At 71.5% G+C, this 25,964-nt stretch carries 27 protein-coding genes; 13 read left to right on the top strand and 14 right to left on the bottom strand.

Annotation, left to right across the window (positions count from 1 at the left end; translation table 11 throughout):
• Nucleotides 1–55: 55 nt before the first annotated feature.
• Genes FHS44_RS34560 through FHS44_RS34540 form a run of 5 tightly spaced genes read left to right on the top strand, consistent with a single transcriptional unit; the run spans nucleotide 56 to nucleotide 5,046 of the window.
• Nucleotides 56–1,333 carry an aspartate aminotransferase family protein gene (locus tag FHS44_RS34560; protein WP_312863931.1) on the top strand — a complete coding sequence of 426 codons (1,278 nt, stop codon included), beginning with the start codon at nucleotides 56–58 and terminating at the stop codon, nucleotides 1,331–1,333.
• The gene (locus FHS44_RS34555; protein WP_184722935.1) at nucleotides 1,315–2,547 is read left to right on the top strand and encodes an acyl-CoA dehydrogenase family protein; all 1,233 of its coding nucleotides are present in this window, start codon (nucleotides 1,315–1,317) and stop codon (nucleotides 2,545–2,547) included. Before FHS44_RS34560 ends, FHS44_RS34555 begins: the two co-directional genes overlap by 19 nt.
• Nucleotides 2,544–2,798, top strand: a complete 255-nt coding sequence (locus tag FHS44_RS34550; RefSeq protein ID WP_184722932.1) for an acyl carrier protein — start codon at nucleotides 2,544–2,546, stop codon at nucleotides 2,796–2,798. Before FHS44_RS34555 ends, FHS44_RS34550 begins: the two co-directional genes overlap by 4 nt.
• On the top strand, nucleotides 2,795–4,024 hold the full coding sequence (locus tag FHS44_RS34545; protein WP_184722929.1) for a beta-ketoacyl-[acyl-carrier-protein] synthase family protein: 1,230 nt from the start codon (nucleotides 2,795–2,797) through the stop codon (nucleotides 4,022–4,024). The genes FHS44_RS34550 and FHS44_RS34545 overlap by 4 nt, the downstream gene beginning before the upstream one ends.
• Nucleotides 4,021–5,046, top strand: a complete 1,026-nt coding sequence (locus tag FHS44_RS34540; protein WP_184722926.1) for an SDR family oxidoreductase — start codon at nucleotides 4,021–4,023, stop codon at nucleotides 5,044–5,046. Before FHS44_RS34545 ends, FHS44_RS34540 begins: the two co-directional genes overlap by 4 nt.
• A gap of 49 nt (nucleotides 5,047–5,095) precedes the next feature.
• On the opposite strand, the gene FHS44_RS34535 is transcribed toward FHS44_RS34540, so the two are convergent.
• Together FHS44_RS34535 and lysA are read right to left on the bottom strand one after the other, a co-directional pair.
• Nucleotides 5,096–5,698: a superoxide dismutase family protein gene (locus FHS44_RS34535; protein WP_184722923.1), complete on the bottom strand. Its 603-nt coding sequence runs from the start codon at nucleotides 5,696–5,698 to the stop codon at nucleotides 5,096–5,098.
• A gap of 141 nt (nucleotides 5,699–5,839) precedes the next feature.
• The gene (gene lysA / locus FHS44_RS34530; protein ID WP_376771629.1) at nucleotides 5,840–7,120 is read right to left on the bottom strand and encodes a diaminopimelate decarboxylase; all 1,281 of its coding nucleotides are present in this window, start codon (nucleotides 7,118–7,120) and stop codon (nucleotides 5,840–5,842) included.
• Nucleotides 7,121–7,264: 144 nt separating this feature from the next.
• On the opposite strand from lysA, the gene FHS44_RS34525 reads away from it, so the two are divergent.
• The 6 genes from FHS44_RS34525 to FHS44_RS34500 all read left to right on the top strand — a co-directional run bounded on the left by FHS44_RS34525 (nucleotide 7,265) and on the right by FHS44_RS34500 (nucleotide 13,845).
• A complete protein-coding gene (locus tag FHS44_RS34525; RefSeq protein WP_184722921.1) occupies nucleotides 7,265–8,149 on the top strand; it encodes an ABC transporter substrate-binding protein in 885 nt (294 codons plus the stop codon).
• Nucleotides 8,140–9,078, top strand: a complete 939-nt coding sequence (locus FHS44_RS34520; protein ID WP_312863930.1) for an amino acid ABC transporter permease — start codon at nucleotides 8,140–8,142, stop codon at nucleotides 9,076–9,078. The genes FHS44_RS34525 and FHS44_RS34520 overlap by 10 nt, the downstream gene beginning before the upstream one ends.
• Nucleotides 9,078–9,869, top strand: coding sequence for an amino acid ABC transporter ATP-binding protein (locus FHS44_RS34515; protein ID WP_281401668.1), 792 nt, complete (start codon nucleotides 9,078–9,080; stop codon nucleotides 9,867–9,869). Before FHS44_RS34520 ends, FHS44_RS34515 begins: the two co-directional genes overlap by 1 nt.
• Nucleotides 9,866–11,470 (top strand): N-acyl-D-amino-acid deacylase family protein, encoded by a 1,605-nt coding sequence (locus FHS44_RS34510; protein ID WP_184722919.1) that lies wholly within the window; start codon nucleotides 9,866–9,868, stop codon nucleotides 11,468–11,470. The genes FHS44_RS34515 and FHS44_RS34510 overlap by 4 nt, the downstream gene beginning before the upstream one ends.
• Nucleotides 11,467–12,234 carry a serine hydrolase gene (locus tag FHS44_RS34505; protein ID WP_184722916.1) on the top strand — a complete coding sequence of 256 codons (768 nt, stop codon included), beginning with the start codon at nucleotides 11,467–11,469 and terminating at the stop codon, nucleotides 12,232–12,234. Before FHS44_RS34510 ends, FHS44_RS34505 begins: the two co-directional genes overlap by 4 nt.
• A gap of 177 nt (nucleotides 12,235–12,411) precedes the next feature.
• On the top strand, nucleotides 12,412–13,845 hold the full coding sequence (locus tag FHS44_RS34500) for an amidase (protein WP_184722913.1): 1,434 nt from the start codon (nucleotides 12,412–12,414) through the stop codon (nucleotides 13,843–13,845).
• A 3-nt stretch (nucleotides 13,846–13,848) separates the two neighbouring features.
• On the opposite strand, the gene FHS44_RS34495 is transcribed toward FHS44_RS34500, so the two are convergent.
• The 9 genes from FHS44_RS34495 to FHS44_RS34455 all read right to left on the bottom strand — a co-directional run bounded on the left by FHS44_RS34495 (nucleotide 13,849) and on the right by FHS44_RS34455 (nucleotide 21,844).
• Entirely contained in the window at nucleotides 13,849–14,760 is a 912-nt protein-coding gene (locus FHS44_RS34495; protein ID WP_184722910.1) for a LysR family transcriptional regulator, read from the bottom strand.
• 129 nt (nucleotides 14,761–14,889) lie between these two features.
• Nucleotides 14,890–15,234: an RNA polymerase-binding protein RbpA gene (locus FHS44_RS34490; protein WP_184722907.1), complete on the bottom strand. Its 345-nt coding sequence runs from the start codon at nucleotides 15,232–15,234 to the stop codon at nucleotides 14,890–14,892.
• Between the two features lie 146 nt (nucleotides 15,235–15,380).
• Entirely contained in the window at nucleotides 15,381–16,733 is a 1,353-nt protein-coding gene (locus FHS44_RS34485) for an MFS transporter (protein WP_184722905.1), read from the bottom strand.
• A gap of 55 nt (nucleotides 16,734–16,788) precedes the next feature.
• A complete protein-coding gene (locus FHS44_RS34480) occupies nucleotides 16,789–17,583 on the bottom strand; it encodes a glycerophosphodiester phosphodiesterase family protein (RefSeq protein ID WP_184722901.1) in 795 nt (264 codons plus the stop codon).
• A 73-nt stretch (nucleotides 17,584–17,656) separates the two neighbouring features.
• Nucleotides 17,657–18,223: a TrmH family RNA methyltransferase gene (locus tag FHS44_RS34475; protein ID WP_184722898.1), complete on the bottom strand. Its 567-nt coding sequence runs from the start codon at nucleotides 18,221–18,223 to the stop codon at nucleotides 17,657–17,659.
• A 72-nt stretch (nucleotides 18,224–18,295) separates the two neighbouring features.
• Nucleotides 18,296–18,907, bottom strand: a complete 612-nt coding sequence (locus tag FHS44_RS34470) for a class I SAM-dependent methyltransferase (protein ID WP_184722894.1) — start codon at nucleotides 18,905–18,907, stop codon at nucleotides 18,296–18,298.
• Between the two features lie 32 nt (nucleotides 18,908–18,939).
• On the bottom strand, nucleotides 18,940–19,887 hold the full coding sequence (locus tag FHS44_RS34465; protein WP_184722891.1) for a VWA domain-containing protein: 948 nt from the start codon (nucleotides 19,885–19,887) through the stop codon (nucleotides 18,940–18,942).
• Nucleotides 19,884–20,861 (bottom strand): DUF58 domain-containing protein, encoded by a 978-nt coding sequence (locus FHS44_RS34460; protein WP_184722887.1) that lies wholly within the window; start codon nucleotides 20,859–20,861, stop codon nucleotides 19,884–19,886. The genes FHS44_RS34465 and FHS44_RS34460 overlap by 4 nt, the downstream gene beginning before the upstream one ends.
• On the bottom strand, nucleotides 20,840–21,844 hold the full coding sequence (locus FHS44_RS34455; protein WP_184722884.1) for an AAA family ATPase: 1,005 nt from the start codon (nucleotides 21,842–21,844) through the stop codon (nucleotides 20,840–20,842). Before FHS44_RS34455 ends, FHS44_RS34460 begins: the two co-directional genes overlap by 22 nt.
• 106 nt (nucleotides 21,845–21,950) lie before the next feature.
• Here FHS44_RS34455 and FHS44_RS34450 point away from each other — a divergent pair, with 106 nt between their 5' ends.
• Nucleotides 21,951–22,715, top strand: coding sequence for a hypothetical protein (locus FHS44_RS34450; RefSeq protein ID WP_184722881.1), 765 nt, complete (start codon nucleotides 21,951–21,953; stop codon nucleotides 22,713–22,715).
• A 21-nt stretch (nucleotides 22,716–22,736) separates the two neighbouring features.
• Here FHS44_RS34450 and FHS44_RS34445 read toward each other — a convergent pair whose 3' ends face one another.
• Complete coding sequence (locus FHS44_RS34445; RefSeq protein WP_184722878.1) at nucleotides 22,737–23,378, bottom strand: response regulator; 642 nt, start codon at nucleotides 23,376–23,378, stop codon at nucleotides 22,737–22,739.
• Nucleotides 23,379–23,743: 365 nt separating this feature from the next.
• Nucleotides 23,744–24,025 (bottom strand): hypothetical protein, encoded by a 282-nt coding sequence (locus FHS44_RS34440; protein WP_184722875.1) that lies wholly within the window; start codon nucleotides 24,023–24,025, stop codon nucleotides 23,744–23,746.
• A 605-nt stretch (nucleotides 24,026–24,630) separates the two neighbouring features.
• Here FHS44_RS34440 and FHS44_RS34435 point away from each other — a divergent pair.
• Nucleotides 24,631–24,903 carry a WhiB family transcriptional regulator gene (locus FHS44_RS34435; protein ID WP_221461645.1) on the top strand — a complete coding sequence of 91 codons (273 nt, stop codon included), beginning with the start codon at nucleotides 24,631–24,633 and terminating at the stop codon, nucleotides 24,901–24,903.
• A 14-nt stretch (nucleotides 24,904–24,917) separates the two neighbouring features.
• Here the strand turns inward: FHS44_RS34435 and FHS44_RS34430 are convergent, their stop codons facing one another.
• Nucleotides 24,918–25,910 carry a DUF72 domain-containing protein gene (locus tag FHS44_RS34430; RefSeq protein WP_184722872.1) on the bottom strand — a complete coding sequence of 331 codons (993 nt, stop codon included), beginning with the start codon at nucleotides 25,908–25,910 and terminating at the stop codon, nucleotides 24,918–24,920.
• Nucleotides 25,911–25,964 lie beyond the last annotated feature (54 nt).

The following is a 25,964-nucleotide window of genomic DNA, read 5'->3' as shown; positions in this document are numbered from 1 at the left end:
CCCCGAACACGGCGAAGACACGGAAAAGCAAGAAAGGGAAACGTTGGATCGCCACGTGCTGGATCCGTCCGCCCCGCCGGGGGCCGCGGCCCCCGACCTCGCACGGGTCACCTTCCGCAGGATTCAGCGGCACATGTCCCCGGGAATCGCGCTGAGCGGCAAGTTCGCCGGTCAGGGCGCGGTCGAGGCGGGCGCCTCAGGCTGTGAGGTGCTCCTGTCCGACGGCCGCTCGGTCCTGGACTTCGGCTCCTACGCGGTGACCCTCCTGGGCCACCGCAACCCGGCCGTCGTGGCCGAGGTACGGCGCCAGCTCGACGTCATGCCGACCTCCACCAGGAGCCTGGCCAACCCGGTCTCCGCCCTGGCGGCCGAACGGGTCAGCGAATACCTGGGCGGCGGCCTGAACCGGGTCTACTTCGGCATCAACGGCGCCGACGCCGTCGAGGCCGCGGTGAAGCTCGCCCGCCTGGCGACCGGCAGGCGCGTCGTCGTCGCGGTCGAGGGCGGCTACCACGGCAAGTCGCTCGGCGCGCTCGGCCTGACCCACCACGACCGCTTCCGCGACGGCCTGGACGGGCTGCTCGACGGCGTACGGCACGTCGCCGCCGACGACCCGGAGGCGGTGGCGCGGGTGACGGCCGAGGCCGACGTCGCGGCTGTCGTCTTCGAACCCGTGCAGGGGGAGAACGGCGTGCGCCCGCTGGAGACCGAGGTGCTGCGGCGCTGGAGCGCCGACGCCAGGCGGGCGGGCGCCTTCACGGTCTCCGACGAGATCCAGTGCGGCCTGCGGCGCTGCGGCGACCGCTCGGTCGCGCTCGCCGCCGGGATCGAGGTGGACGCGGTGCTGCTGGGCAAGCCGCTCGGCGGCGGCGTCGTGCCGGTCTCCGCTCTGGTCTGCTCGGACGCCCTCTACGAGCCGCTGCTGAAGGACCCCTTCCGGCACACCGCGACCTTCGGCGGCCACCCCCTGGCGACGGCCGCCGTCCCGGCCGCGCTGACCGAGATCGAGGCGGCGGCGGGCAACGGCGTCGAACTGGCCGGGCTGATGGAGCGCGGCCTGCGGAGGCTGCGCGAGGACAACCCCGGCCTGGTCGCCGACGTCCGAGGCAGGGGACTGCTGTGGGGCGTCGACTTCACCGGCACCGAGCTGGCGGGCGAGGTCCAGATGGGCCTGGCCAGACGCGGCCTGCTGGTCTCCCCGTGCCTGAGCAGGCCGCGGACCCTGCGGCTGCTCCCTCCGCTGGTCGCGGGCCCCGCCGAGGTCGATCGGGCGATGGCCGTACTCGACGAGGCGCTGAAGGAGGCCGGGGCGGCATGGGGAGGACAGTCGTGAGCGAGCTGTGGCCCGACGTCGGCGACCTCCTGCCCACCGACGCCCTGGACAGCATCGCGGCGGGCGCCGCGCGGGCCGACGAGAGCGGACGCCCCGACCCGGCGAGCCTGGACCTGCTGCGGAAGATCGGCTGGCCCGCCCTCGCGATCCCCACCGACTTCCAGGGCAGGGGCGCCAGCCTGCTCGAATCGTGCGCGGCACAGCGCCTGCTCGGCCGGGCCGACCCGGCGCTCGCTGTCGCGGTGAACATGCACATCTTCACCATCGGCCTGACGGTCGAGCACTGGCGGCGCAACAGCGACGTGTCGTGGCTGCTCATCGAGGCCATCGCCACCCAGAACCGGCTGGTCGCCTCCGCCTTCGCCGAACCCAACCTGGGAGGCTCGGCGACCCGGTCCACCCTGACCGCCAAGCAGGTGCCCGGCGGCTGGGAGGTGACCGGCAAGAAGTACCCCTGCTCACTGGCCGCCGAGGCCGACCTCGTCTGCCTCCAGGTCGCGGCCCCGGGGCAGGACGGCGCCGCCCCGCAGGTCCTGGTGGCGATGCTGCCGACCAACGCCCCCGGGCTGAGCGTCGTGGAGAACTGGGACGCGATGGGCATGCGCGGCTCCGCCTCCAACACCCTGGTGCTCGACCGCTGCGTGATCCCCGACGAGCTGGTCTTCTACCAGGCCCCCGCGGGCGCCGAGGACGACGACGTGCTGGCCGCGGGCGTGATCTGGTTCTCGCTGACCGCGAGCGCGGTCTACCTCGGGCTGGCCGAGTCGGCCCTGCGGGCCGGGCGCGCCCTGCTCGGCACCCAGCGGATCGCGCACCTGAACAGCACCAGGGCGAACCTGCCCAGCTACCAGGCCGCGCTCGGCGACCCGTACGCGGCGCTGCTGACCCTGGAGGCGGGCTGCGCCGCCGTCGCCGCCAGGATGGACGCCGGAGCCGACCCGCAGCGCCTGCTGCCCGCCGCGCTCGCCGTCAAGCAGCAGGCGGTGCGTACGGTGCCCGACTTCGTCTCCGCGATCGCCGAGGCGTGCGGCGGGGCCTCCTACGCCAGAGGGGGCGAGCTGGCGCGGCTGTGGCGGGACGCCCAGGCCGTCCGCTTCCACCCGCCCACCCCCGTCGCGACCCGGCAGTTCCTCGGCAGGAGCGCCCTCGGCGTGCCCGCCTCCCTCGACCTGGACGAGTCCGCGCCCTCCCTGGCCTCCAAGGAGTCCCGATGAACCGAGCCGAAATATCCGAGTTGATGATCCAGAAGGTGTCCGAGGTCCTGGGGGTCGACCAGACAGAGATCGGCGAGCAGACCGACCTGGGCGCGGAGTACGCCGTGGACAGCCTTGAGCTGATGGAGATCGGGGCCAGGCTCGAACGGGCGCTCGGCGTCCGGATGCGGATCGAGGACCTCCTCGACATGCGGAACGTCGGCCACGCCGTCGACCTGGTGGCCGCGCGGATCTCGGCGCGCCCGGCATGACCGGCCGCAGACGGGTCGCGGTGACCGGCCTCGGGGTGAAGGCCCCGGGGGGCAACACCGTCGGGGAGCTTCTCGAACGGCTGACCGAGGCCAGGCCGACGGCGGCGACGGTCGAGGAGCTGGTCGCGAACGAGGTCGCGGTGACGTTCGCGTGCACCGTCCCCGATTTCGACCTCGACCGTTATCTCACGCTCCGCCAGCGCCGCCAGATGGACCGGGGCACGACGCTCGCCCTGGCCGCCGCCGTGGACGCCGTCGAGGAAGCAGGGCTGGGGGAGATCACGCCCGAGCGCCTCGGGGTCGCGGTCGGCACCGGCGTCGCGGGCCTCGGCGCGACCGAGGAGGTGCTGCGGCGCTGCGAGCACGTCCCCGCCAGGATCCCGGCGTTCACGGTGCCGCAGATCATGTCGAACTCGGCGGCGGCCAGGATCGGCATGCGGTTCGGCGCCAGGGGCACCGCGCTGACCTACGCCACCGCCTGCGCCAGCGGGGCGACGGCCATCGGCGAGGCCATGCTCAAGATCCGCTCCGGCGAGTGCGACGTCATGATCGCCGGGGGTGTGGACGCCCCGGTGACGCCGATGGTGATGGCGTCCTTCGCGCGGATCGGCGCGCTGTCCGGCCGCAACGACGACCCCGCGGCGGCCTGCCGTCCCTTCGACGCCGAGCGCGACGGCTTCGTGATGGGGGAGGGGGCCGCCTTCCTGGTGCTCGAAGAGTGGGAGCACGCCAGGCGGCGGGGCGCCGCCGTGCTGGGCGAGGTGCTCGGCTACGGGAGCACCTCCGACGCCCACCACATCGTCGCGCCCAGGGAGGACGGCGAGGCCGCGGCCGCCTGTATGGCCATGGCCGTACGGGACGCGGGCCTGTCCTTCTCCGACGTCGGGCACGTCAACGCGCACGGCACCTCCACCTTCCTCAACGACAGGGCGGAGGCCCGCGCGCTGGCCACCTGCTTCGGGGACCGCTGCCCGCCGGTGACCGCGCCCAAGGGCGTCGTCGGTCACCTGATCGGTGCGGCGGGGGCCCTTGAGGCGGTGATCTCGCTGGGCGTCGCCTCTGCCGGGCTGGTGCCACCGGTGGCCAACTTCGGCAAGAGCGAGTGCGCCGACGAGATCGACCTCGTCACCGGGACACCCAGGACGATCGGCTCGCCGGTCGCCCTGTCCAACTCCTTCGCCTTCGGCGGGCACAACGTGTCCCTGGTCCTGGGAGCGGCCGGATGAGCGGCGCGCCGCGAGTGCTGCTGACCGGGGCGACCGGGGTGGTCGGCACCGAACTGTGCCGTGCCCTCGGGAACACGCCCGTCGAACTGTCCAGGGTGGCCAGGCGCCCGCAGGGGGAGGGCGAGATCCGCTGGGAGATCGGCGTGCGGCCGCCCCCCGGGGAACTGAAGGGCCCCTGGGACGTCGTCGTGCACGCCGCCGCCTCCACCCGGTGGACGATGACCGCCGAGGAGGCCGTCGAGTCAAACGTCCGCCCCCTTGAGGCCGTGCTCGACCTGCTCACCCCGGAAACCCACCTGGTGCACGTCTCCACGGCCTACGTCGAAGGCTCCGACGACCCCTACGCCAAGGACGAGGGGTTCGGGCGCTACCGCAACGGCTACGAGTGGTCCAAGGCGCGGTGCGAGGAGCTGGTGCGCGAGCGCCACCGGGGCCCGGTCACGATCGTACGGCCGCCGCTGATCCTCGGCCGTGACGACGACGGGTCGATAGCCCGTTTCTCCGGCCCCTACACGCTGCTGCAGACCCTGGTCTCCGGGCTCGCCGCGGCCGTGATCGGGGAGCCGGGAGGATACGCGGAGGTGGCGCCGGTCGATCTGGTGGCCGATGTGATCATGGATGCCGTCACCGGGCCGCCACCGGAGGGCGTCAGGGTCGAGACGATCGCGGGCGGCGCCACCTGCATGACCCTGCAGACGCTCCTGGACGTCACCTGCGGCACACTCAACGGCTGGCGGGCCGAACGGGGCATCCCGCCGGTCGCCGCGCCGCCGTTCATCTCACCCAGGCGCTGGCACCGCTTCTTCCTGCCCTTCGCCGAGCAGCACCTGTCGCCCATCCAGCTCCAGGCGGTGCGCCTGCTGGGCATGTTCGAGAGCTACACCAGCATGGCCGAGCCGTTCGAGCCGACGCGCCAGGTGGCCGACCCGGTCGCGACCCTGGTCAGGTCCGTGCTGTGGTGGGCCGACGCCAAGCCGCGCCTGGCCTCGCGGATCTCCGAGCCGTGGGGGTTGATCGCCTGACGCCGTTCCCCGGCCCGGCCCTCACAGCGAGGCCGGGCCGGAGAGCGGGTCAACGCCCGGTGATCACGCCGCAGCCGATCCGGCCGCCCGCGTCGCCGGTCTTGAGCGTCGCCTCGTCCGGTCCCGCCTTGCCGTTGGCGTCGGTGTAGCGGGTAGGGATGTTGGCCAGGTTGTCGGGCAGCCCGTGGACGATGACCGCGCTGCCGTCCTTGTCGAGAAGCTGGCCGATCCTGAAGCGGTCCGTCACCACCGACGCGTTCCCGGTGCCGTCCGCGCCGACCAGCAGGGCGGGCAGGTCGCCCGTGTGCTCGCCGTGGCCTCCGGTGCCGAGGTTGAAGTGGCCGCCCGCGCTGAAGAAGGGGCTGCCGGTCGCCGGATCTGTCGACTTGGGGTCGCAGATCCCGGTGGTGTGGATGTGGAAGCCGTGGTAGCCGGGGGTCAGGCCCCTGACGGCCACGGTCACCCTGGACTTGCCGTACCGCTCCTGGTCGATCTTGAGGGTGCCGATCGTCGCGCCCTCGGCGTTCTTTATCGCCGTGTACGCCTGGTGCCCTGAGCCGCCGGAGAACGACTCGGCCGTCGCCGCGGCGCCGATGGAGACGACACCGGCGCCGAGGGCCACGATCAGGGCCAGATGGGTCTTGCGGAACATGGCAGACCTCCCTTGGGTCCGTGCTGGGTTGTCCGTGAGCGGTCTTTCACGGGCATCCTTCTCCACGGCGCGGCATCGACACCGGATCTGGCCGAATTTGGCCGGTAAAGGGCACCCAGGGCACGGTGAAGGCCGGGCGGCTCAGACGTAGAGCCGCAGAAGGTCCTCCTCGGTCTCCCTGCGCACGATCACCCGGGCCACCCCGTCGCGCACCGCGACCACCGGCGGGCGCGTCACGTGGTTGTAGTTGCTGGCCATCGACCGCTGGTAGGCCCCGGAGGCCGGTACGGCCAGCAGGTCGCCGGGCCGTACGTCGGAGGGCAGCGGCAGGTCACGGACCAGGACGTCCCCGCTCTCGCAGTGCTTTCCGACCACGGTGACCTCGCGCGTTGGGGCCGTGGAGAGGCGGGAGGCCAGGACGGCGGTGTAGGCGGCGCCGTACATGGCGGGTCGGGGGTTGTCGCTCATCCCGCCGTCCACGCTGACGTAGGTGCGGGCGCCGGGGATCTCCTTGACCGTGCCGACCTCGTAGAGCGCCACGGCCGTCGGCCCGGCGATGGAGCGCCCCGGCTCGACGGCCAGGCGCACATGGTCGGGTACGGCCTCGCGGACCGCGGCGACCACCTCGTCGGGACGTGGGGGGAGCGGGTCGCCGTTCCTGTGGACGATGCCGAGGCCGCCCCCGAGGTCGAGCTTGGGGATCGTCACGCCGTGCTCGTCCTCCATGGCCCGCAGGAAGCCGGCCATCCGGTGCGCGGCGAGGGTGAACCCGGCCAGGTCGGTGATCTGCGAGCCGATGTGGGAGTGCAGCCCCGTCAGTTCAAGCGACGGCTCGGCCAGGACCCGGCGGACCGCCTCGGCCGCGAGCCCGGCGCGCAGCGAGAAGCCGAACTTGGAGTCGTCGCCGCCGGTGGCGATGAACTCGTGGGTGTGCGCCTCGACGCCGGGGGTGACGCGGACCATGACGCTCTGCCGTACCCCCGCCTCGGCGGCGAGGGCGGCCAGGCGCCCGATCTCGGAGAAGGAGTCCACGACCACGCAGCCGACCCGCCAGGAGACGGCGCGGCGCAGCTCGGCGAGGGACTTGTTGTTGCCGTGGAAGACCACCCTGGCCGGGTCCATGCCGCCCGCGACGGCCACCGCCAGCTCCCCGCCCGTGCACACGTCGAGGCAGAGCCCGGCCGTGTCGAGCCAGCGCACCACCTCGGGGCAGAGGAAGGCCTTGCCGCCGTAGTGCACCTCCCCGTCGGGCAGCGCCTGACGCCACCGGGCGCAGCGTTCGAGGAAGTCCTCCTCGTCGAGGACGTAGGCGGGGGTGCCGAACTCGGCGGCGAGCTCCCGCACGCCCACTCCGCCGATGCGCAGTTCCTCACCGGCCCACGACGCGGTGTGTGGCCAGCCGTTCTCGATCACCATGGTCATGGGGTCGAAGGTAGGGCTTTAAGGCTTTTGTCCGGTCTGAGCGTCGAAGTTTTCGATGCTCAGACTCGCAAGCATTCACCTGCATTGGGACCGTTACCTGCCGTCGGCAGCATAAGCTCAACTATTCGCAAAACAGGAGCTTAAATGACAAAAAGGACTTATTCCGTCATTGCTGCCGCCCTGATCGTCACGGCGCTCGCGGGCGGCTGCGGGCGCTCGGCGTCGGGGACGGACGCGAACGAGGGTGCCGCCGCGGCGGCGGGCAAGACCGCCAAGGAGCTGGTGCCCGAGGCCGTGCGCAAGACCGGTGAGCTGCGGATGGCGACCTCGGAGGGCTACCCCCCGATGGAGATGTACAAGAAGGGCACCCAGGAGCTCATCGGCGTTGACCCCGACCTCGCCGCCGCGATCGCCGCCAAGCTGGACCTGAAGATCAAGGTGACCAACGCCGCCTTCGACGGCCTGATCCCCGGCCTGCAGGCCAAGCGCTGGGACATCGTCATGTCCTCCATGAGCGACACCGAGGAACGCCGCGCGGCCGTCGACTTCGTCGACTACTTCAACGCGGGCGGCGCCATCATGGTCAAGAAGGGCAACCCCGACGGCGTCAAGAACCTCGAAGACCTCTGCGGCCGCGTCGTCGTGCTCGCCAAGGGCAGCTCGAACCTCGCGATCGGGCAGCGGCAGAACGACAAGTGTGCCAAGAAGATGCAGATCATGCAGAGCGAGGACGCGCCGACCGGCCTGCTGAGCATCGACTCAGGACGCGCGGTCGCCACCATCGTCGACTCGCCCGTCGCCGCCATGTACGCCAAGGAGACCGGCAAGTACGACGTGCTGTCCGAGCAGTACGACGCCGGCCCCTGGGGCATCGCGATCGACCGCAACAATGCCGGTCTGCGCGACGCCGTCGCCAAGGCCATGCAGGAACTGCTCGCCGACGGCGGCTACAAGGCGGTCCTCGACGAGTACGGCGTGGCCTCCAACGCCGTGTCCGAGACGATGGTCAACACCAAGCCGTGGAAGTGACCGGCGTCCCCGAGGCGGCCACCGGCACGCGGACGGCGCCGGAACCGCACCTGCCCATCGACGCGATCCGCCCGCCCAGGCCCGGCAGGTGGGTCGCGGCGGCGGTCGCCGTCCTCGCCATGGTGTGGCTGCTCTACACGATCATCGTCAACGAGAACCTGCACTGGGACGTCATCGCCGAGTACCTGACCGACGGCAGGATCCTCGGCGGGCTGTGGGTCACCATCCAGCTCACCGTGCTGTCCATGGTGATCGGCCTGGCGCTGGGCATCCTCGCCGCCGTGATGCAGCTTTCCGGCAGCCCCGTCCTGCGGGCCGCCTCCGGACTCTACACCTGGTTCTTCAGGGGCACCCCGCTGCTGGTCCAGTTGATCTTCTGGTTCAACATCGGGCTGGTCTTCCCCTCCTTCGGCATCGGCGTGCCCTTCGACGGCCCCAAGCTGATCGAGTGGCAGGCCAACGAGCTGATCACGCCCTTCACCGCGGCGCTGCTCGGCCTGGCCATCAACGAGGGCGCCTACATGGCCGAGATCGTCAGGGCGGGCATCCGCTCGGTCGACCCCGGCCAGCGCGAGGCCGCGGAGGCGCTCGGCATGACACACCGGCAGGTGCTGCGCAGGGTCGTCCTCCCACAGGCCATGCGCGTGATCATCCCGCCGACCGGCAACCAGTTCATCTCGATGCTCAAGACCACCTCGATGGTCTCGGTCATCGCCGGAGCCGAGCTGCTGACCGTCTCCCAGCGCATCTACCTCGGCAACTTCGAGGTCATCGCGATGCTCATCGTGGCCTCCGTCTGGTACATCGTGCTCACCACCATCGCGAGCGTCGGCCAGCACTTCATCGAGAAGCGGTTCGAGCGCGGCCACCACGCGCTGCGGACCAGGGTCCGCCGCAACCTGCGGCCCTTCGGCAAGGGGAGCGTGTGATGGCCGCGGCAGTCACGGAGAGCGCATCCGCACGGCCCATGGTGCGGATCCGCTCGGTGCGCAAGTGCTTCGGCCCCGTCGAGGTGCTCAAGGGCATCAGCCTCGACGTGCCCGTCGGCGGAGTGGTCTGCGTCGTCGGCCCCTCGGGCTCGGGCAAGTCCACGCTGCTGCGCTGCGTCAACCGCCTGGAGACCATCGACTCCGGCCGCATCTGGGTGGACGGCGACCTGATCGGCTACGCCGAGAAGGACGAGCGCCTGCACCACCTGCGGCCCTCCCAACTGTGCGCCCAGCGCCAGGACATCGGCATGGTCTTCCAGCGCTTCCACCTCTTCCCGCACCGCACGGCGCTGGAGAACGTCATGGAGGGCCCGGTCGTCGTCAAGGGCGTCCCCAAGGCCGCCGCCAGGAGACGGGCCATGGAACTGCTCGACCGGGTCGGCCTGTCAGGAAGGGCGGGGCACTACCCCTCCCAGCTCTCCGGCGGCCAGCAGCAGCGCGTGGCGATCGCCCGCAGCCTGGCCATGGACCCCAAGCTCATGCTCTTCGACGAGCCGACGAGCGCCCTGGACCCCGAACTGGTCCAGGAGGTCCTGGCCGTCATGCGGGACCTCGCGGCCAGCGGCATGACGATGATGGTGGTGACCCACGAGATGGGCTTCGCCCGTGAGGTCGGCGACAACCTGGTCTTCATCGACGGCGGCGTCATCGTCGAGCAGGGTGATCCCCGGCAGGTGCTCGCCAACCCCGCCAACGACCGCTTCCGCGCCTTCCTCGGGCAGGTGCTGTGAGCCGCTTCGACCTGCTGCTGCGCGGCGGTCTCGTGATCGACGGCACGGCCTCCCCCGACGCGGCCCGACCTGCCGACGTCGGCGTCGCCGGGGGCCGCCTCACCCTGCTCGCCCCGGGCACCCCGGCGGAGGCGGACGAGGTCGCCGACGTGACCGGCCTGGCCGTGACCCCCGGCTTCATCGACGTGCACACCCACTCCGACGGCGTCACCCTGATCGACGGCGAACTCGGCCGCGAGATGGTCCTGGCCTCGGTGCTGCAGGGCGTGACCACCGAGATCTCCGGCAACTGCGGCTCCAGCCTGTTCCCCGCGCTGCCGGGACGGCTGGCCGCCATGGGCGCGGAGAACCGCGTCTACTTCGGCGGCGACGTCGGCATGTACGAGGGGTTCGCCGAGTTCGGCGCCGCGCACACCGCCGTGCCCAGGGCCAACCACCTGGCCTCCCTGGTCGGGCACGGCACGCTGCGCAGCGGCGTCATGGGCCCCGTCGACAGGGCGGCGACCCCCGAGGAGCTGGAGACCATGTGCCTGCTGCTCGACCGGGCGCTGGGCGCGGGGGCCGCGGGCCTGTCAACCGGGCTGATCTACACCCCCGGCACCTACGCGGGCACGGACGAGGTCGTCGCGCTCGCGGCCGTCGCGGCCCGGTACGGCAAGCCGTACGTCACCCATCTGCGTGACGAGATGTCCCGCGTCGAGGAGGCCCTTGAGGAGGCCGTGGAGATCGCCGCCAGGAGCGGCGCCCCACTGCACGTCTCCCACCACAAAACCGCGGGAAAGTACGCATGGGGCCGCACAAGGCGTACTCTTCCTAGAATCTCCACACTTCGTGCGGAGGGGATGGATGTGACATGTGATGTCTATCCCTATACTGCGGGGAGTACGGCGCTGGGCGCGATGCTTCCGCCTTGGGCTTCCGAGGGCGGGATCTCCGCGCTGACGGCACGCCTGGCCGATCCCGGCCAGCGCGACCTGATGCGCCTCGCCATCGCCGAAGGTGTTCCCGGCTGGGAGAACACCGTCGGCAACGGTGGCTGGGATCGCATCTCGATCGCCTGTGCGCCGCGCCACTCCGAAACGGAGGGGCTCACGATCGCCGAGCTGGCCGTCACCCGCGGCCAGGACCCCCTCGACGTGGCCGCCGCCCTGCTCGTCGCCGAGCAGGGCGAGGTCACGATCATCAGCCATTCCATGGTCGAGGACGACGTACGGCGGGTGCTCGCCGCGCCGTACTCGATGGTCGGCTCCGACGGAGTCCCCAAGCCGGGCGGGCGTCCCCACCCGCGCTGGGCCGGGACCTTCCCCCGGGTGCTCGGCCACTACGTCAGGGAGCTGGGCCTGCTCAGCCTGGAGACGGCCGTGCACAAGATGACCGGTATGGCCGCGGCCAGGTTCGGTCTGAAGGGGCGCGGGGTGATCGCCGACGGCGCCCACGCCGACCTGGTCGTCTTCGACCCCGCCAAGATCGCCGACCACGCGACCTTCACCGACCCGCTCCTGCCGCCCACCGGCATCGAGCGGGTGGTCGTCGCGGGCCTGACCGTGGTCCGCGACGGGATGGAGACCGGCGCCAGGCCGGGAAGGGTGCTCGCCACATGATGGAAGAACCGGGCACCCTCGCGGTCTCGGTCCCGGGGCGGCTCGCCGTCCAGGAGGACACCGAGATGGTCCTGGCCAGCGTCGGCAAACTGCTGCTGCTGGCCGTGACCGCCCGGCGGATCGCCTCGGGGCTGCTCGACCCCGCAGAGCCCGTCGAACTGCGCCAGGAGGACCGTTGCGGCGGCTCGGGACTGCTCGGGCTGCTGTCCGCCCCCTCCTGGACGGTCGCCGACCTCGCGGTGCTGGTGGCCTCGGTGAGCGACAACACCGCGACCAACGCGCTGCTGCGCCGCGTCGGCCTCGACGAGGTGGCGTACGGCGCGGCGGAGCTGGGCCTCGTCCGCACCCGCGTCCTCGACCGGATCCGCGAGCCCCGGCTGCCCTCGCACCCGCCGACCTTCGCCGTCGGCACCGCGGGCGAGCTGGCCGGGTTCGCGGCCGGGCTCGACGGCCGTGAGGAGTGGACCCGGCTCATGCTGCGCTGGATGGCGCACAACGGCGACCGGAGCCTGGTCCCGGCCCTGCTGCCGCACGAGGCCGAGGACCGCGAGGTCCCCGGGGAGCCTCCCCGGGAGCTGGTGTGGGTGGCCAACAAGACCGGCACCGACACCGGGGTACGGACCGACGTCGGGGTCATGATCGGCCCCGGCGGCAGGCTCGGCTACGCCGTACTGGCCAACGGCCCCGCGGGGAGCGAGCAGTCCCTGGTCCGGCGCGTCCGCGCGGCAGGCCAGACCATCGGCCACCTCGCCGGACTTCCCTGACGGTTCCGGCCCGGCCGCACATGACGGTCTCGTACGGCGGGCGGCCAGGAGTGCCGCCCGCCGTACTGGCGCGTTTGTCAATCTTCGCCAGAAAAGGCCACGAAACAGTGGAAATCCATCGCTGGAACGCGCTAACACTGTTCGAAGGCACAGGGCCCGCCAACAGGAGGAACGCCAGTGGAGCTCCACGAGTACGCACGTCATGACGCCGTCGGGCTGCGGGACCTGATCGCGTCGGGCGAGGTCACGGCGGACGAGATCGAACAGGCCGCCAGGAGGGCGCTGGCCGAGGCGGACGCCGAGCTCAACGCCCTGGCGCTGCCACCGTTCACCCCGGCGCTCGACCACGCGGCGGACGGGCCGCTCGCGGGCGTGCCGTTCCTGATCAAGGACAGCGGCCCGATGGCGCGGGGCGTGCCCTCCTTCCTGGGCAGCAGGGGCCTGGAGACGGTTCCCGGCCACGACAGCGAGCTGATGACCCGGCTGCGGGCCGCAGGCCTGGTCACCCTGGGCCTGACCACCGTGCCGGAGCTGGTGGTCAGCTTCTCCACCGAGTCGCTCAGGCACGGGCCCACCCGCAACCCCTGGGACCTGGGACGCGGCGTCGGCGGGTCGAGCGGCGGCGCCGCCGCCCTGGTCGCCGCGGGAGCCGTACCCCTCGCGCACGGCACCGACGGCGCCGGGTCCATCCGCGTGCCCGCCTCCTGCTGCGGCCTGGTCGGGCTCAAGCCCAGCCGGGGCCGCGTCTCCAGCGGCCCCGACGCGGCCGAGGTGACGTTCGGCATGTCCTGCGACTTCGGACTCGCCCGCACGGTCAGGGACGCCGCGACCCTGCTCGACGCCGTCCACGGCCCCGCCGTCGGCGACAAGTACACCGCGCCACCCCCGGCCAGGCGCTACACCGAGGAGGTCGGCGCCGACCCCGGCAGGCTGCGGGTCGCCGTCACCACCACTGCCTGGTCGGGCGTCGCGGTCGATCCCGAGGTGGCCGCCGCCACGGTCGCGACCGGCAAGGTGCTGGAGGGCATGGGCCACCTCGTCACCGAGGCGAGCCCCGAGGTGGACTGGGACCTCGTGCTCGGCGGCGTCGTGCCCGTCGCTATCGCCTGCGTCGCCTCAGCGGCAGCCTCGGGTCCGACACCCCCGGACGCCCTCCCGGACTCCGAGCGGTTCGAGGCCGTCACCAGGCACGCCCTCGACGTCGTCGGCGACCTCGGCGCCCTCGACCTGATGGCCGCCCTCGCCGCGCAGAACCGCGTCACCCGCTCCGTCGGCGCCTTCTTCACCGGGCACGACATCCTCGTCACCCCGACCCTGGGGCAGCTTCCCGCGCCGCACGGCACCCTGCGCTACGACGACCCCGGCCACACCATGACCACCTGGCACGAGAGCCTCTTCGCGTACGGCCCGTTCACGGTGGTGTTCAACATCGCCGGGCTCCCGGCCGTCAGCCTGCCGCTCGGCTGGAGCCGGGACGGCCTGCCCATCGGCGTGCAGCTGGTCGCGCCGTACGGCAGGGAGGACCTGCTGCTGCGGCTCGCCTCCCGCCTTGAGGAGGCCGTGCCCTGGCGGGACAGGACCCCCGGCGTCTTCGTGGGAACGGGGGCCTGAGCCTCAGCGCAGCGCGTTGCGGATCTGGGCCGAGGCGTCGCGCAGATAGTCGATGAAGGACCGCAGCGCCGGATTGGGGTTCGTCGGGCGGGTCGCCGCGCCGATCCTGCGGTAGAGCCTCGGGCCGTCCAGGCGGCACACCTGGATGCCCGAGGCGCCCTGCGCGCCCAGACTGGGCACCAGGGCGACCCCGAGCCCGGCCCTGACCAGCCCCAGCGTCACCTCGTAGTGGTCGCTGCGGCAGCGGATCGTCGGGTTGAACCCCTCAAGCGCGCTGGCACGTTCCAGCACCGAGACCGGGGTGTCGGTGCCGTAGGTGGTGATCCAGGGCTCCTCGGCCAGGTCCGCCAGCCGTACCCGCTGGCGCTGGCCCGCCGGGTGACCGAGCGGCACGACGAGCAGCTGGGGTTCGTCGAACAGGTGGGTCACCTCGACCCCCTCCGGAGCCTTCCACGGGTCGAGGGCGTGCTCGAAGACCACCAGGACGTCCAGGGCGCCGCGTTCGAGGTCGGGCAGCAGCTCGTGCGGCTGGCCGAGCACCAGGTCGAGCTCGACGGCGGGATGACGGGCGGTGAAGGTTGAAAGGGCCAGCGGCAGCAGCCGGTATCCGGCGGAGGCGAAGAACCCGATCCTTAGCTGCCCGGCGTCCGCCCTGGCCTGGGCCAGCAGGTCCTTCTCGGCCGCCTCGATGATGTCCAGGACCTCCTGGGCCCTGGTCGCCAGCCGCCGCCCCGCCCCGGTCAGCCGCAGGCTCTGCGCGCCCCGCTCGACCAGGCCGACCCCCGCCTCCTCCTCCAGCTTCGAGAGCTGGTGGGAGACGGCGGACGGCGAAAGACGCAGGACCCGCGCGGCACCGGCGATGCTTCCCGTCCTGAAGACCTCAAGGAGCACCCGCAGGCGTTGACTGCTCAGCACGTCTTCAGTATCGGCGCGGGCAGGCGGTGCCGGACACGGCGTGCGGAGACGAGAAAGGTGAGAGAGGGGAGACGGAGAGGCCGATCCCCGGCTCCACGTGAGAGGAACCGGGGAAGGGTGTGACCCTGGTCAGGCGCTCTTGCGGCGCTGGGCGCGCAGGATCGCCAGCCGCTCGTTGAGGACCTCCTCAAGGTCCTCGATGGTGCGGCGCTCAAGCAGCATGTCCCAGTGGGTCCGCGGAGGCTTGACCTTCTTCGCCTCCGGTAGCTCACCGTCCACCCGCAGCGCCGTCGCACCACACATCCGGCACTCCCAGGTCGCCGGGATCTCCGCCTCGGCGGCGAGGGGAACGTCGAATCGATGGCCCTTCGGGCAGGTGTAGGACACCTCCTGGCGCGGAGCCAGATCGGTGTTGCGGTCGTTCTCGTAGCTGGTCGCCCCGAGTCGGGTGCCGCGTAGCGCACGCTCGCCCATGTCTCAATGCCTCCTGAGGGCCCCGTCGTGAGGGGTTCGTCTCCCACGGCGTACAACGCTTGATACCGTGTGTGGATTCCCACACACGGGGTGATCCAATCGCGCGTTCTTGACCCGGTCTGCGGCGAGAGCCGTTCCCCGGACGCTCAGATGCGCTCGGGAACCGGGTTGCCCGCGGCCCTGATCGCCTTCGGCAGGTTGACGGCCCCCAGGATGACCAGGCCGACCAGGAAGAACACCAGCAGCGACAGCACACCGAGCCGGTAGCTGTCGGTCAGTTGAAGCGCCAGGCCGAGGGCGAAGGATCCAAGGAACGTCGAACCCTTGTCGCTGATCTCGTAGAGGCTGTAGTACTCCGCCTCCTTGCCCGACGGGATCACGTGGGAGAACAACGAACGCGACAGCGCCTGTGTTCCGCCCATCACGATCGCGATGGCGAAGGCCAGCGCGAAGAACGGCAGCGCCGACCCCCTCGGCAGGAAGTAGGCCACGCCGACCACGGCCATCCAGGCGACCAGCGCGCTCATCACGACCCGTTTGGCCCCGTAGGAGGCCGCCAGCCTGCCCAGCAGCAGCGCGCCGCCGAAGGCCACGAACTGCACCATCAGGATCGCCGCGATCCGCGTGGTCTGGCCCAGCCCCAGCTCCTTGTCGGCGTAGGTCGCCGAGAAGGAGATCACGGTCTGCACGCCGTCGTTGTAGACCAGGTAGGCCACCAGGAAGGCCAGCGTCAGCGGATAGTTGCGCAGCCCCGCGATGGTACGGCCGAGCTGCCTGAAGCTCCCCGTGACGGCCGAGCCCATGGTGGGCGTCCCGGCCGCCGCGTGCAGGTTGCGCAGCCGCAGCATCGGGATGACCGTGAACCCCGCCCACCACAGGCCCGCCGAAGCCAGGCAGATGCGCACGGCGTCGGCCTCGGAGACGCCGAGGGACTCGTGCCCCAGGAAGAGGGCGAGGTTGAGGGCCAGCAGCAGGCCGCCGCCGAGATAGCCGAAACCCCAGCCGAGCGCCGAGACCCGGTCACGCTCGTCGGGGGTCGAGATCTCCGGCAGGAACGAGTTGTAGATGACGAACGCCGTCGAGAACCCCACGCTGGCCACGATGAACAGCACCCCGCCCAGCAGGTATCTCCCGTCGGAGACGAACCACATGCAGACCGTGGCCCCGGCGCCGATGTAGGCGAACAGCCCCATCAGCTCCTTCTTACGCCCGGTGTGGTCGGCCAGGGCCCCGGCGACGGGCATCAGGACGATCTGCAGCACGGCCGCCGCCCCGACCACGAAGGAGTAGTAGGCGCTGGGCCGCACGTCGAACCAGAGCACCTGGACGTACGGCCTGCCCCCGGCGGCGTTCTCGGCGATCGTCGTCAGGTAGGGGCCGAGGAAGACGGTCAGCACGGTGGAGTTGAAGGCGGAGTTCGCCCAGTCGTAGAAGTACCAGCCGCGCTGCTGCCTGCGGCGGGAGGCGGGGGATTCCCCGACTGCCTGTTCTGCGGTCATGGGCGTCCTTTGCTCACGGGGGTCACGGGGAGACGGGGGGAGGGGACGGGGACGGTCAGGCGGCCGCGCCGGGGTGCCACTGTCCGCGGGCCTGGAGCACCCCGCGCAGGCCGGAGATGTTGTCGGTCATCACGCCGTCGACCCCCAGGTCGAGCAGGCGCTCCATCTCCCGGGGGTCGTTGACGGTCCACACGTGGATCTGCATGCCGAGGGCGTGCGCGGTGCGCACCAGCGCGGGCGTGGTGACGCGCAGCCCGCGGAAGCCCAGCGGGACCTGCGCGCAAGGCACCCCCGCCCGCGCCAGGCGGGCCAGCAGCCGGCCGTAGCCCGAGGTGCTCGCCGCGGCGCGCAGGGCCGCGACCCCGCGCGGGCCGAGGGAGGAGCAGACCGGCCTGCCGACGGCGGCACGGGCGCGGACGAGCCGCTCGTCGGAGAAGGACGTCAGGCAGACCCTGTCGTAGGAGTTGGTCCGCCTGATCGCCTCGGCCAGCGGGGCGATGGCCGAGGCCTCCTTGACGTCGATGTTGAAACGCGCCTCCGGCCAGGAGCCCAGCAGGTCGTCCATGAGGGGGATCTCGTCAACGCCGTCGATGCGCGCCTGCCGTACCAGCCGGTAGGGCAGCTCCGCGATCCGGCCGCGCCGGTCGGTCACCCGGTCGAGGGTGTGGTCGTGGAAGGCCAGCAGCACCCCGTCCGAGGTGGCGTGCGCGTCGGTCTCCAGATAGGTGTATCCGAGCTCGACGGCGCGGGCGAACGCGGCGTGGGTGTTCTCCCGGCCCTCCGCCGCCCCGCCCCGGTGGGCGAAGGCGAGCGGGCCGGGATGGTCGAGGAAGGCGTAACGGCGCTGCACGTGCAGGAGTATGCCCGGTGCGGGCACGGCCCGTCATCGCCGGAAGATGAACGTTCGGGTGCCAGCCCCGCTCTCAGGAGGCCGGGGACTCCGGCGCGGGGCGGCCCGCCCACTCCCTGCGGCGCACCTCGGCGACCGCGATCGCGGTGGCGACCGCCACGTTGAGCGAGCCGACCCGGCCCACCTGCGGGATGTAGCAGACGGCGTCTGCGGCCTCCAGCAGCGCGGGGGAGCAGCCGTGGTCCTCCCCGCCGACCACCAGGCACACGTCGCCGTCCAGCTTGGCCTCGTGCAGCGGTACGGCGTCGCCGGTCAGCTCGATCGCGACCACGGTGAACCCGTCGGCCCTGGCCGCCCGCACCGCCTCGGCCACCGGGACCGGCTCCTCCCAGGCGACCAGGCGGTCGGTGCCGAGCGCGGTCTTCTGCGCCTTCGGGTTGGTCGGGGGAGTGGCGTTGCCCGCCAGCCAGACGCGGTCGACCCCGAAGGCGGCGGCCGTACGGAAGATGGAGCCGATGTTGAACGGGCCCGTCACCGACTCCACGATCAGCGCCAGGCGCCCCTCGGTGTTCCTGCGCCAGGTGCGGTTGAGCCGCTTGACGTCGGTCGGCCGCAGTTGCCTGCGCGGGTTGGCGGTCATCGGTCGTTCACCGTTCCTCGTCGTCCGTTCTCGTTCTTCGTCTCGCCCACCGTCTCGCTCATCGGGGGCCGCTCACCGCTCCCGGTCGGCAGGGCGGGCGCCGACCCGCAGGACCCGGTAGGAGGAGCGGGAGACCGCGCGCTCGGTCGGCCAGCCCTGCTCGTTCAGCCACCGCTGCAGGGAGTCGGAGCCCAGGTGCTTCTGGACGACCAGGTGGGCCTGGCCGTCCGGGGTGAGCCGGGACAGCCAGCGGGCCAGCATCTCGTGCATCGCGGTCTTGCCGATACGGATCGCCGGGTTCGACCAGATCGCGGAGAAGCGCACCTCGGGCGGAACCTCGTCGACGTGCACCGACCTTACTTTGTCAAGGGCGGCGGCCTGGGCGTTCCTCGCGCACAGCTCGACCGACCTGCGGTTGACGTCGACGGCCCACACCGTCGCCCCGGGGGCACGCGAGGCCATCGTCAGCGCGATCGGCCCGTAGCCGCAGCCCAGGTCGAGCAGGTCGCCCATCGCGGGCGGGGCCGGGACGCTCTCCAGCAGGATGCGGGTTCCCTGGTCGATCCGCTCGGGGGAGAAGACCCCGCTGTCGGTCTCAAGTCTCAGGTGCAGGTCGGGGAGCACGAGCGTGACCGAGCCTGGACGGCTGGCGGTCTGGGGACGCTCCTCGAAGTAGTGGGCCACGTCGTAGAACGTTACCAACGGCCGGGACCGGGTCAGGGCAGCCGTGATCCCAGCAGCCCCGCCGTCACGGCGACCAGCAGCCCGGTCACGATCGCCGCGACCACGAACCACTGGCTGATCTCCTGGTTGACCGTACGGTAGCCCAGCGAGGTGCCGATCTGCTCGTAGACCTCCCGGAGCTGGCTGCCCGACTCCGCCTCGTAGGCCCGCCCCGAGGTTCCCTCGGACAGGGTCTGCAGGGTGGTCTTGTTGACCGGCACGTTCACGTCGCGGCCGTCGATCGAGACGGTGCCCTCCTGGGTGCCGTAGGCGATGGTCGAGACCGGCACGCGGGCGTTCATCGCGGCGTCGATGGCGTCGGTGACCGAACGGCCCGAGGTGTTGTCGCCGTCGGACAGCAGCACGATCGCCGCGGGCGGCGGGTCGGTGACGGCCTGCTGGTCGAAGGAGCGCAGCGAGTCGATCGAGCTGAAGACCGCCTCGCCGATGGCGGTGCCGGCCCTGGTGGTCAGGTTGCCGACGGAGGTGACGACGGCCTGGTGGTCGGTGGTGGGGGAGACCACGACCGAGGCCGAGCGGGCGAAGGCGACGACGCCGACGTTGAAGCGCTCAGGCAGGTCCCTGACGAAGCGCTGGGCCGCCTCCTTGGCGGCGCTCAGCCTGCTCGGCGGGACGTCGGCGGCCTCCATCGACAGCGAGACGTCCATCGCGATGATGATCGTCGCCCGGTCGCGCGGGACCCGCACGGAGTCGGCGGGCCGGGCGGCGCCGAGGACCAGCAGGCTCATCATCAGCAGGAACAGCAGCGGCGCCAGGTGCCTGCGCCAGTCGGGCCCCGAGGGGGCGACCAGCGTCAGCAGCGGCAGGTTGGTGAAGCGCACCGCGTAGCGCCGCCGGGCGAACTGGGCGACGACGTAGCCCGCGACGAGCAGCGCGAGCAGCGCGAACAGCCACAGCCACGCCGGTGAGAGGAAGGTCATCTGGCCGCTCCGGGAACGAGGGACCGGTGCGCCAGGTGGGCCGTGCGCCGCTGCCGCAGGACGAAGCGCGCCACGTCCGCCACCCAGTCGCGGTCGGTGCGCAGCACCAGGTGCCCGACGCCGCAGCGGCGCAGCGCCGTCGCGGTAGCCTCCCGCTGCGCCGCCGCGGCCCGCGCGTAGGCCGTGCGGACCCTGGGGGTCAGGCGGATCCTGCGGTCGCGGCCCGTCTCGGGGTCGGTCAGGGTGACCAGGCCAACCGGCGGGAGTTCGAGCTCGCGCGGGTCGATCACCTCGACGGCCAGCACCTGGTGCCGGGCGGCCAGGCGCCGCAGCGGCCTCTCCCAGGACGGTTCGGCACCGGGGCCGAGGACCGGTTCGGCGTCCAGGAAGTCGGAGACGACAACCCGCAGGCCGCGCCGCCGCCGCGCGGAGGCCAGCACCTCGATCGCCTCGGCAAGGTCAGGGGCGTCCGCGACGGGACGGCCTCTCGGGGCCTGGGCCAGGGAGTTCAGCAGGCCGTACAGGGCGGGTCTGCCGCCCCTGGCGGGCATCCGGTGGACGTACTCGTCGTGCAGCACGTAGGCGCCGAACCGGTTGCCGATCCGGCTGGTCAGGAAGCCGATCGCGCCGACCGCGGCGACCACCAGGTCCCTCTTCTCCATGGTGGCCGTGCCGAAGTCCATGCTCGGAGACAGGTCGGCCAGCACCCAGGTCTCCAGCTCCCGGTCGGCGACCAGGTCACGCACGTGCGGGACGGTCGTGCGGGCCGTCACCGCCCAGTCCATCCTGCGGATGTCGTCCTCGCCGGGGACGTAGACCCTGCTGTCGCCGAACTCGCTGCCGGGCCCCGGCAGCAACCCCTGGTAGGAGCCGTGCAGCAGGCCGTCGAGGCGCCTGACGATGGTCAGTTCGAGCCGCCGCAGCGCCCGCTCGGAGGCGCCGGTGACGCCCGTCACCGCGCGCCCTGGTTCCACACCACCAGGGGCGGGGGTACGGCGGCCAGCACCCGCCCGACCACGTCCTCGGGGTTCACCCCGTCGGCCAGGGCGTCGAAGGTGAGCATCAGGCGGTGGGACATCACGTCGGCGGCCACGTCGCGGATGTCGTCGGGCAGCAGGTAGTCGCGGCCCCGCAGCAGGGCCAGGCCGCGCCCCGCGGCGACCAGGCCGAGGGTGGCGCGGGGGCTGACCCCGATCTCGATGTCGTCGGCCAGCTCCGCCAGGCCGTACTCGGCGGGGGAGCGGGTGGCCATCACCAGCCGGACCACGTAGTCGGCGACCAACTGGTGCACCGAGACCTGGTCGGCGGCGGCCTGCAGGGCGGTCAGTTGTGCCGGGTCGAGCACGGTCTTCGGCTCGGGCGGGGTCACGCTCATCCGGTGCAGGATCTCCAGCTCCTCGTGGGCGCTGGGGTGGGAGACCCGGATCCTGAACAGGAAACGGTCACGCTGGACCTCCGGCAGCGGGTAGACGCCCTCCGACTCGATGGGGTTCTGGGTGGCGAGCACGATGAACGGCTTCGGCAGCGGGTGCGTCCGTCCCGCGAGCGTCACCTGGCGCTCGGCCATGACCTCCAGCAGCGCCGACTGCACCTTGGCGGGCGCGCGGTTGATCTCGTCGGCCAGCAGGAAGTTGACGAAGACGGGGCCGAGCTCGACGTCGAAGGCCTCGCGGGAGGGATGGTAGACCCGGGTCCCCACGATGTCGCTGGGCACCAGGTCGGGGGTGAACTGGATGCGGGCGAACTCACCGCCGACGACGGTGGCCAGCGTCGAGGCCGCCAGTGTCTTGGCCACCCCGGGCACGCCTTCGAGCAGGCAGTGGCCACGGGCGAGCAGGGCGACGAGCAGGCGTTCGACCATGTGCTCCTGCCCCACGATGACCCGCCGGACCTCGGCCAGGGCCTCGCGCAGCAGTCCGGCGTCGGTCTCGCTCGGCAGTTCTTCCGCGACGGTCATGTTGACATTCCACCAAATGAAGTGCCGGGTCGCACGGCTGGTCGGGTGCCCATTTCCTGTTCCTACCCACAACGGTGCGGGGATGGGGTCGGCGTCGTGTGCTTTCATGGCAGGCGTGGCCAGTCCGCTTCAGTACGGTGACCCGCCCCACCTGGGGCCCTTCGTGCTGCGGGCGCGGCTGAGGGTCGGTCCCGCGGGGCTGGTCTACCTCGGTCAGGGCCCCGAGGGCAGGCAGGTGTCGGTCGCGGTGCTCACCAAGGGCGCCGCGCACGATCCCGCCGCCCGCGACCGCTTCGTCACCGGCATCCGCGAGGCCGCGGCGAGCCGTTCCGGGATGCGGGGCTGGATGGTCAGGGCGGCACGTGGCCGTACGGCTGTCGCGGACACGATGCCCCAGGTGCTGGCGATGGACGGCGGAGGCGCGCCGTGGGTGGCGACGCCGTACGAGCCGGGCAGGGCGGGGGCGGAGCGCTTCCTGGAACCGGTGCTGGTGCGCGGCACGCTGATCGGTGAGCGGCACGGTCCCGACTTCGCGCCGCACTGGGTGAGCGACCGTTCGCCCGCGCTGCCCGCGCCGCCGGTCGGCGCGCCGCCGCCCGTCGAGACCCGCCACTCGGTGATCTTCGCCGCGGTGGCGCTCGGCGTGTTGCTGGTGCTGCTCGCCGTGATGCTGCTGGTGCTGTTCCGCAGGCAGGAGGAGGGGGCGCCGCCGCCGAGGCCGCGCCCGCAGACGACGTTCGTGCCGACCCCGCCGCCGGTGCCTGCGACGACGGAGCCGGGGCAGCCGACCCCCTCGCCGTCCCCCTCGGAGAGCGGCAGCGGCAGGCCGGGCCCTGGGGAGGGCGACGAGGACGACGGCTCCCCTATCTGAGGCGCCTGTCCCCGAGAGCTGTCAGCGGGGGGAGACGAAGCCGGACTCGTAGGCGGCGATGACGGCCTGGGGGCGTTCGCGGGCGTCGAGTTTGGTCAGCACGTCGCTGACGTGTGTCCTGACCGTGTCCATGGCGACGGCCAGCTCCGTGGCGATCTCGTCGTTCGACAGGCCGCGGGCCATCAGGCGCAGCACGTCGCCCTCGCGGGTGGTGAGCCTGCCGATGCCGGGGACGGTCCTGCCGTCGCCGTGCAGGGCGGCGAGGGTGCGCACGGCCGAGGGGAAGAGCAGGCATTCCCCGGCTGCCACGGTCCTGATCGCCTGGACGAGCTCGTCGGGGCGGGTCCGCCTGAGCAGGAAGCCGCTCGCTCCGGCCCGCAGCGCCTCGTAGACGAGGTCGTCGTTGCCGAAGGTGGTGATCACGACGACCTTGGGCGGTTCGGGCAGGGAGAGCAGGTGCCGGATGGCCTGGAGGCCGTCGAAGGCGGGCATCCGCACGTCCATCAGCACCACGTCGGGGCGCAGTTCGCACGTCACGGCCAGGGTCCGCGCGCCGTTGACCGCCTCGCCGACCACGGTGAGCCCGGGTTCGGAGTCGATGATGACCCGCAGTCCCGTACGGGTCAGGTCCTCGTCGTCGGCGATCACCACGCGCAGGGTCATGGCCATGACCATACAGACCGTGTCCGAACCGTCCCTCCCCGCCTCGTCTGCGAGGTTTCTCCGGCAGTGCGTCGTGCGGGGAGAAATGACGGGATTGGCGGTCAGGAATTACTCCGGTGCTTGCCGCGAGATTCCGGTTGTCGCCTTTTGGGAGGCATGCCCGTCGAGTCGGATCTCGACCTTCAAGTTCGTGAAGTGAGATGAAAAAACGGACTGTGCCGGTTTTGTCGTTCTGGAGAGATGAAAATCCCCTGACGAGAAAAGCGCTGGCCAGTCACTCTTCGCGTCAGGGGTTGGTGCTACGTAGAAATCCTCGAGCCTCTATGACGGTGCCCGCTGTGCACATGAGCGGCCGTCACAGGCGCTTAGTTGTTGTCGCTGCTGGGGCTGAGGATGGGGATGTTGACGTCGCACAGGTTCAGGCCGAGACCGAGGCCGAGGAGCAGGCCCAGGCCCTGGTTCTGGGTGGAGCAGGTGGTCTCGCTGCTGGTGACGTCGACGTCCTGGTCGTGACCGACGTGGAACGGCGGCACGTGGTAGGGCGACGGGAAGGGGTCGGTGGCAGCGGAGGCCGCGGTGGCCTGCGTCATGGCGGCGACAGCCAGGGCGCTTGCGACGGCTGCGCCGACGATAACGCGACGGATCATGGTATTCCTCCATGGAGACTAATGGGAAATTCTGGGCGAATCAACGTGAGTGCCTTTCGGCCCACTGCGGATCGCCACGGACAATGATTGTGCATCGAGGGTCTGGATTTCAACTTTGTCGAGCAACTGGAAAGTAAAGTACTGAGGGTTTATCTCAAAAAATAGAATATGATCGATTTGAACCTTTGGAGAAGGCGGTGATATGTCATCGATGGCGCTTTTTTCGCTTCCGTCGACGGCGGTGCCGACATATCGTGAAAGTGCGACAAATGGACCCTTCGCGGGATTCCGGGGGTGGAGATTTCCGGATATGTCCAGTGGGATCGGTCGCGTGGAGCACGCCGTACGGCCCGGCGGGGGGCTTCGGGGGGCCTGGCGGAGGCGGGGAGGGGCGGGGGAGCCGGGTTTTCCGGGGGTCGTCACCGGTCGGCGGGAAAGTGGGCCGGTCCGGGGATCATGGCGCTGACACGCGGCTTCTCAGGGAAACCCGAGGTCAAGACGCCCTGATTTTTCCCCCGAAAAGGTATGAATGTACTCTCTGCGGGCACGCGATCCAGAAGCCGAGCCGCCAACCGTCGAGCTTCCTCACCGTCATTGGATCGCCTATGTCTCTTCAGGGCAACGTCATCCCGATCATCCACTGGTCACGCCGTTCCCTCTGTCTCACCGAGGATCCCGAGCTCTTCTTCCCCGTCTCGACGGAGGGACCGGGGCGTGAGCAGTACGAACGGGCCAAGGCCGTGTGCCGTCGCTGCCCGGTGCAGCACCGCTGCCTGGAGTACGCCCTGAACACCTACCAGATGTACGGGGTGTGGGGCGGGACGACCCCCGACGAGCGCAGGGCGGCCATGACGGCGCCCAGACAAGGGGCCAGATGACGGGAAGCGCCTCCTCAGCGGGGGCGATGCCGTACGGCGGGGCGGGTGAGGACCCCGCCACGGGCGGGACGGGTGCTCTCCTCCTCGATCAGGGAGGTGAGCCGGGCGGCGGTGCGCTGTGAGGTGTCCCCGCAGCAGACGTTGGTGATCACGTGGGTGGTCTCCGCGTGCCGGGAGAGCGCGAGGACCCGCGAGGCCCACGGCCGGAGCTCGTCCTCGGTGTAGCGGTAGGCGAAGCGCTCCTCGACGCTGCCACCGGCCCAGTGCGGCGAGTGGCCGTGCAGGCGGACCACGGCGAGGTCGGAGGCGGTCACGGCCAGCACCGGCGGGATCGAGGAGGGATGGCCCTGGGGCATGTCGACGCACACGTAGGGGATGTCGTGCTCGGTGAGGAAGTCCAGGGTGGCGGCTCGGTTGCCCTCGTCCATCCAGGTCCCGTTGCGGAACTCGACGCAGACGCGCATCGGGGCGGACCGGCGCACGCATTCGAGGACCCGGCGCCTGCCGTGTTCCCCGGCGGGCAGCCACGGCGGGAACTGGAACAGCAGGGCGCCCAGCTTGCCCGCCTCGTGCAGCGGGGCGAGCGTGGCGAGGAAGCGCCGCCAGACCTCGTCGGCGATCCGCGGGCCGACGTTGTCCAGGTAGAGGCGCTCCGGGGTCTCGCCGAGCGTCTCCCGCAGGTCCTTGTAGAGCGCCTCGGGCCGGGTGGGATGGCCGGTCAGCAGCGAGAACGCCTTGATGTTGAAGACGAAGCCCTTCGGGGTGCGGTCCCGCCATCCTTCCACGGTCCGCAGCGACGGCGGGTGGTAGTAGGTCGAGTCGACCTCGACGATCGGGAACCGTGAGGCGTACCAGGCCAGCCGCGCGGCCGGGGTCGAGGCCTCCTTGGGATACCAGCCGGACTCCAGCAGAGACCTGTCCGTCCAGGAGGCCGTGCCGACCAGGATCCGGCCCGAGCCGTCGCCACCGGGGATGGGACGGGCCGGTCGGTGGATGGCGTGTGTCATGTCCCGCCCCTGCCCGCGTACCGGCTCCTCTCACGCCGCGAACCCGCCGGTGAG

Source organism: Streptosporangium saharense, assembly GCF_014203715.1.
Classification (GTDB): domain Bacteria; phylum Actinomycetota; class Actinomycetes; order Streptosporangiales; family Streptosporangiaceae; genus Streptosporangium; species Streptosporangium saharense.
This window is presented reverse-complemented; position numbering and strand designations above follow the sequence as displayed.

Bases quoted from the DNA above. Each gene is read 5' to 3' on its own strand.
- FHS44_RS34555 (WP_184722935.1), top strand. From the start codon at position 1,315: ATGGGGAGGACAGTCGTGAGCGAGCTGTGGCCCGACGTCGGCGACCTC.
- FHS44_RS34550 (WP_184722932.1), top strand. From the start codon at position 2,544: ATGAACCGAGCCGAAATATCCGAGTTGATGATCCAGAAGGTGTCCGAG.
- FHS44_RS34545 (WP_184722929.1), top strand. From the start codon at position 2,795: ATGACCGGCCGCAGACGGGTCGCGGTGACCGGCCTCGGGGTGAAGGCC.
- FHS44_RS34540 (WP_184722926.1), top strand. From the start codon at position 4,021: ATGAGCGGCGCGCCGCGAGTGCTGCTGACCGGGGCGACCGGGGTGGTC.
- FHS44_RS34535 (WP_184722923.1), bottom strand. From the start codon at position 5,698: ATGTTCCGCAAGACCCATCTGGCCCTGATCGTGGCCCTCGGCGCCGGT.
- lysA (WP_376771629.1), bottom strand. From the start codon at position 7,120: ATGACCATGGTGATCGAGAACGGCTGGCCACACACCGCGTCGTGGGCC.
- FHS44_RS34525 (WP_184722921.1), top strand. From the start codon at position 7,265: ATGACAAAAAGGACTTATTCCGTCATTGCTGCCGCCCTGATCGTCACG.
- FHS44_RS34515 (WP_281401668.1), top strand. From the start codon at position 9,078: ATGGCCGCGGCAGTCACGGAGAGCGCATCCGCACGGCCCATGGTGCGG.
- FHS44_RS34505 (WP_184722916.1), top strand. From the start codon at position 11,467: ATGATGGAAGAACCGGGCACCCTCGCGGTCTCGGTCCCGGGGCGGCTC.
- FHS44_RS34490 (WP_184722907.1), bottom strand. From the start codon at position 15,234: ATGGGCGAGCGTGCGCTACGCGGCACCCGACTCGGGGCGACCAGCTAC.
- FHS44_RS34485 (WP_184722905.1), bottom strand. From the start codon at position 16,733: ATGACCGCAGAACAGGCAGTCGGGGAATCCCCCGCCTCCCGCCGCAGG.
- FHS44_RS34475 (WP_184722898.1), bottom strand. From the start codon at position 18,223: ATGACCGCCAACCCGCGCAGGCAACTGCGGCCGACCGACGTCAAGCGG.
- FHS44_RS34465 (WP_184722891.1), bottom strand. From the start codon at position 19,887: ATGACCTTCCTCTCACCGGCGTGGCTGTGGCTGTTCGCGCTGCTCGCG.
- FHS44_RS34455 (WP_184722884.1), bottom strand. From the start codon at position 21,844: ATGACCGTCGCGGAAGAACTGCCGAGCGAGACCGACGCCGGACTGCTG.
- FHS44_RS34450 (WP_184722881.1), top strand. From the start codon at position 21,951: ATGGCAGGCGTGGCCAGTCCGCTTCAGTACGGTGACCCGCCCCACCTG.
- FHS44_RS34445 (WP_184722878.1), bottom strand. From the start codon at position 23,378: ATGACCCTGCGCGTGGTGATCGCCGACGACGAGGACCTGACCCGTACG.
- FHS44_RS34440 (WP_184722875.1), bottom strand. From the start codon at position 24,025: ATGATCCGTCGCGTTATCGTCGGCGCAGCCGTCGCAAGCGCCCTGGCT.
- FHS44_RS34435 (WP_221461645.1), top strand. From the start codon at position 24,631: ATGTCTCTTCAGGGCAACGTCATCCCGATCATCCACTGGTCACGCCGT.
- FHS44_RS34430 (WP_184722872.1), bottom strand. From the start codon at position 25,910: ATGACACACGCCATCCACCGACCGGCCCGTCCCATCCCCGGTGGCGAC.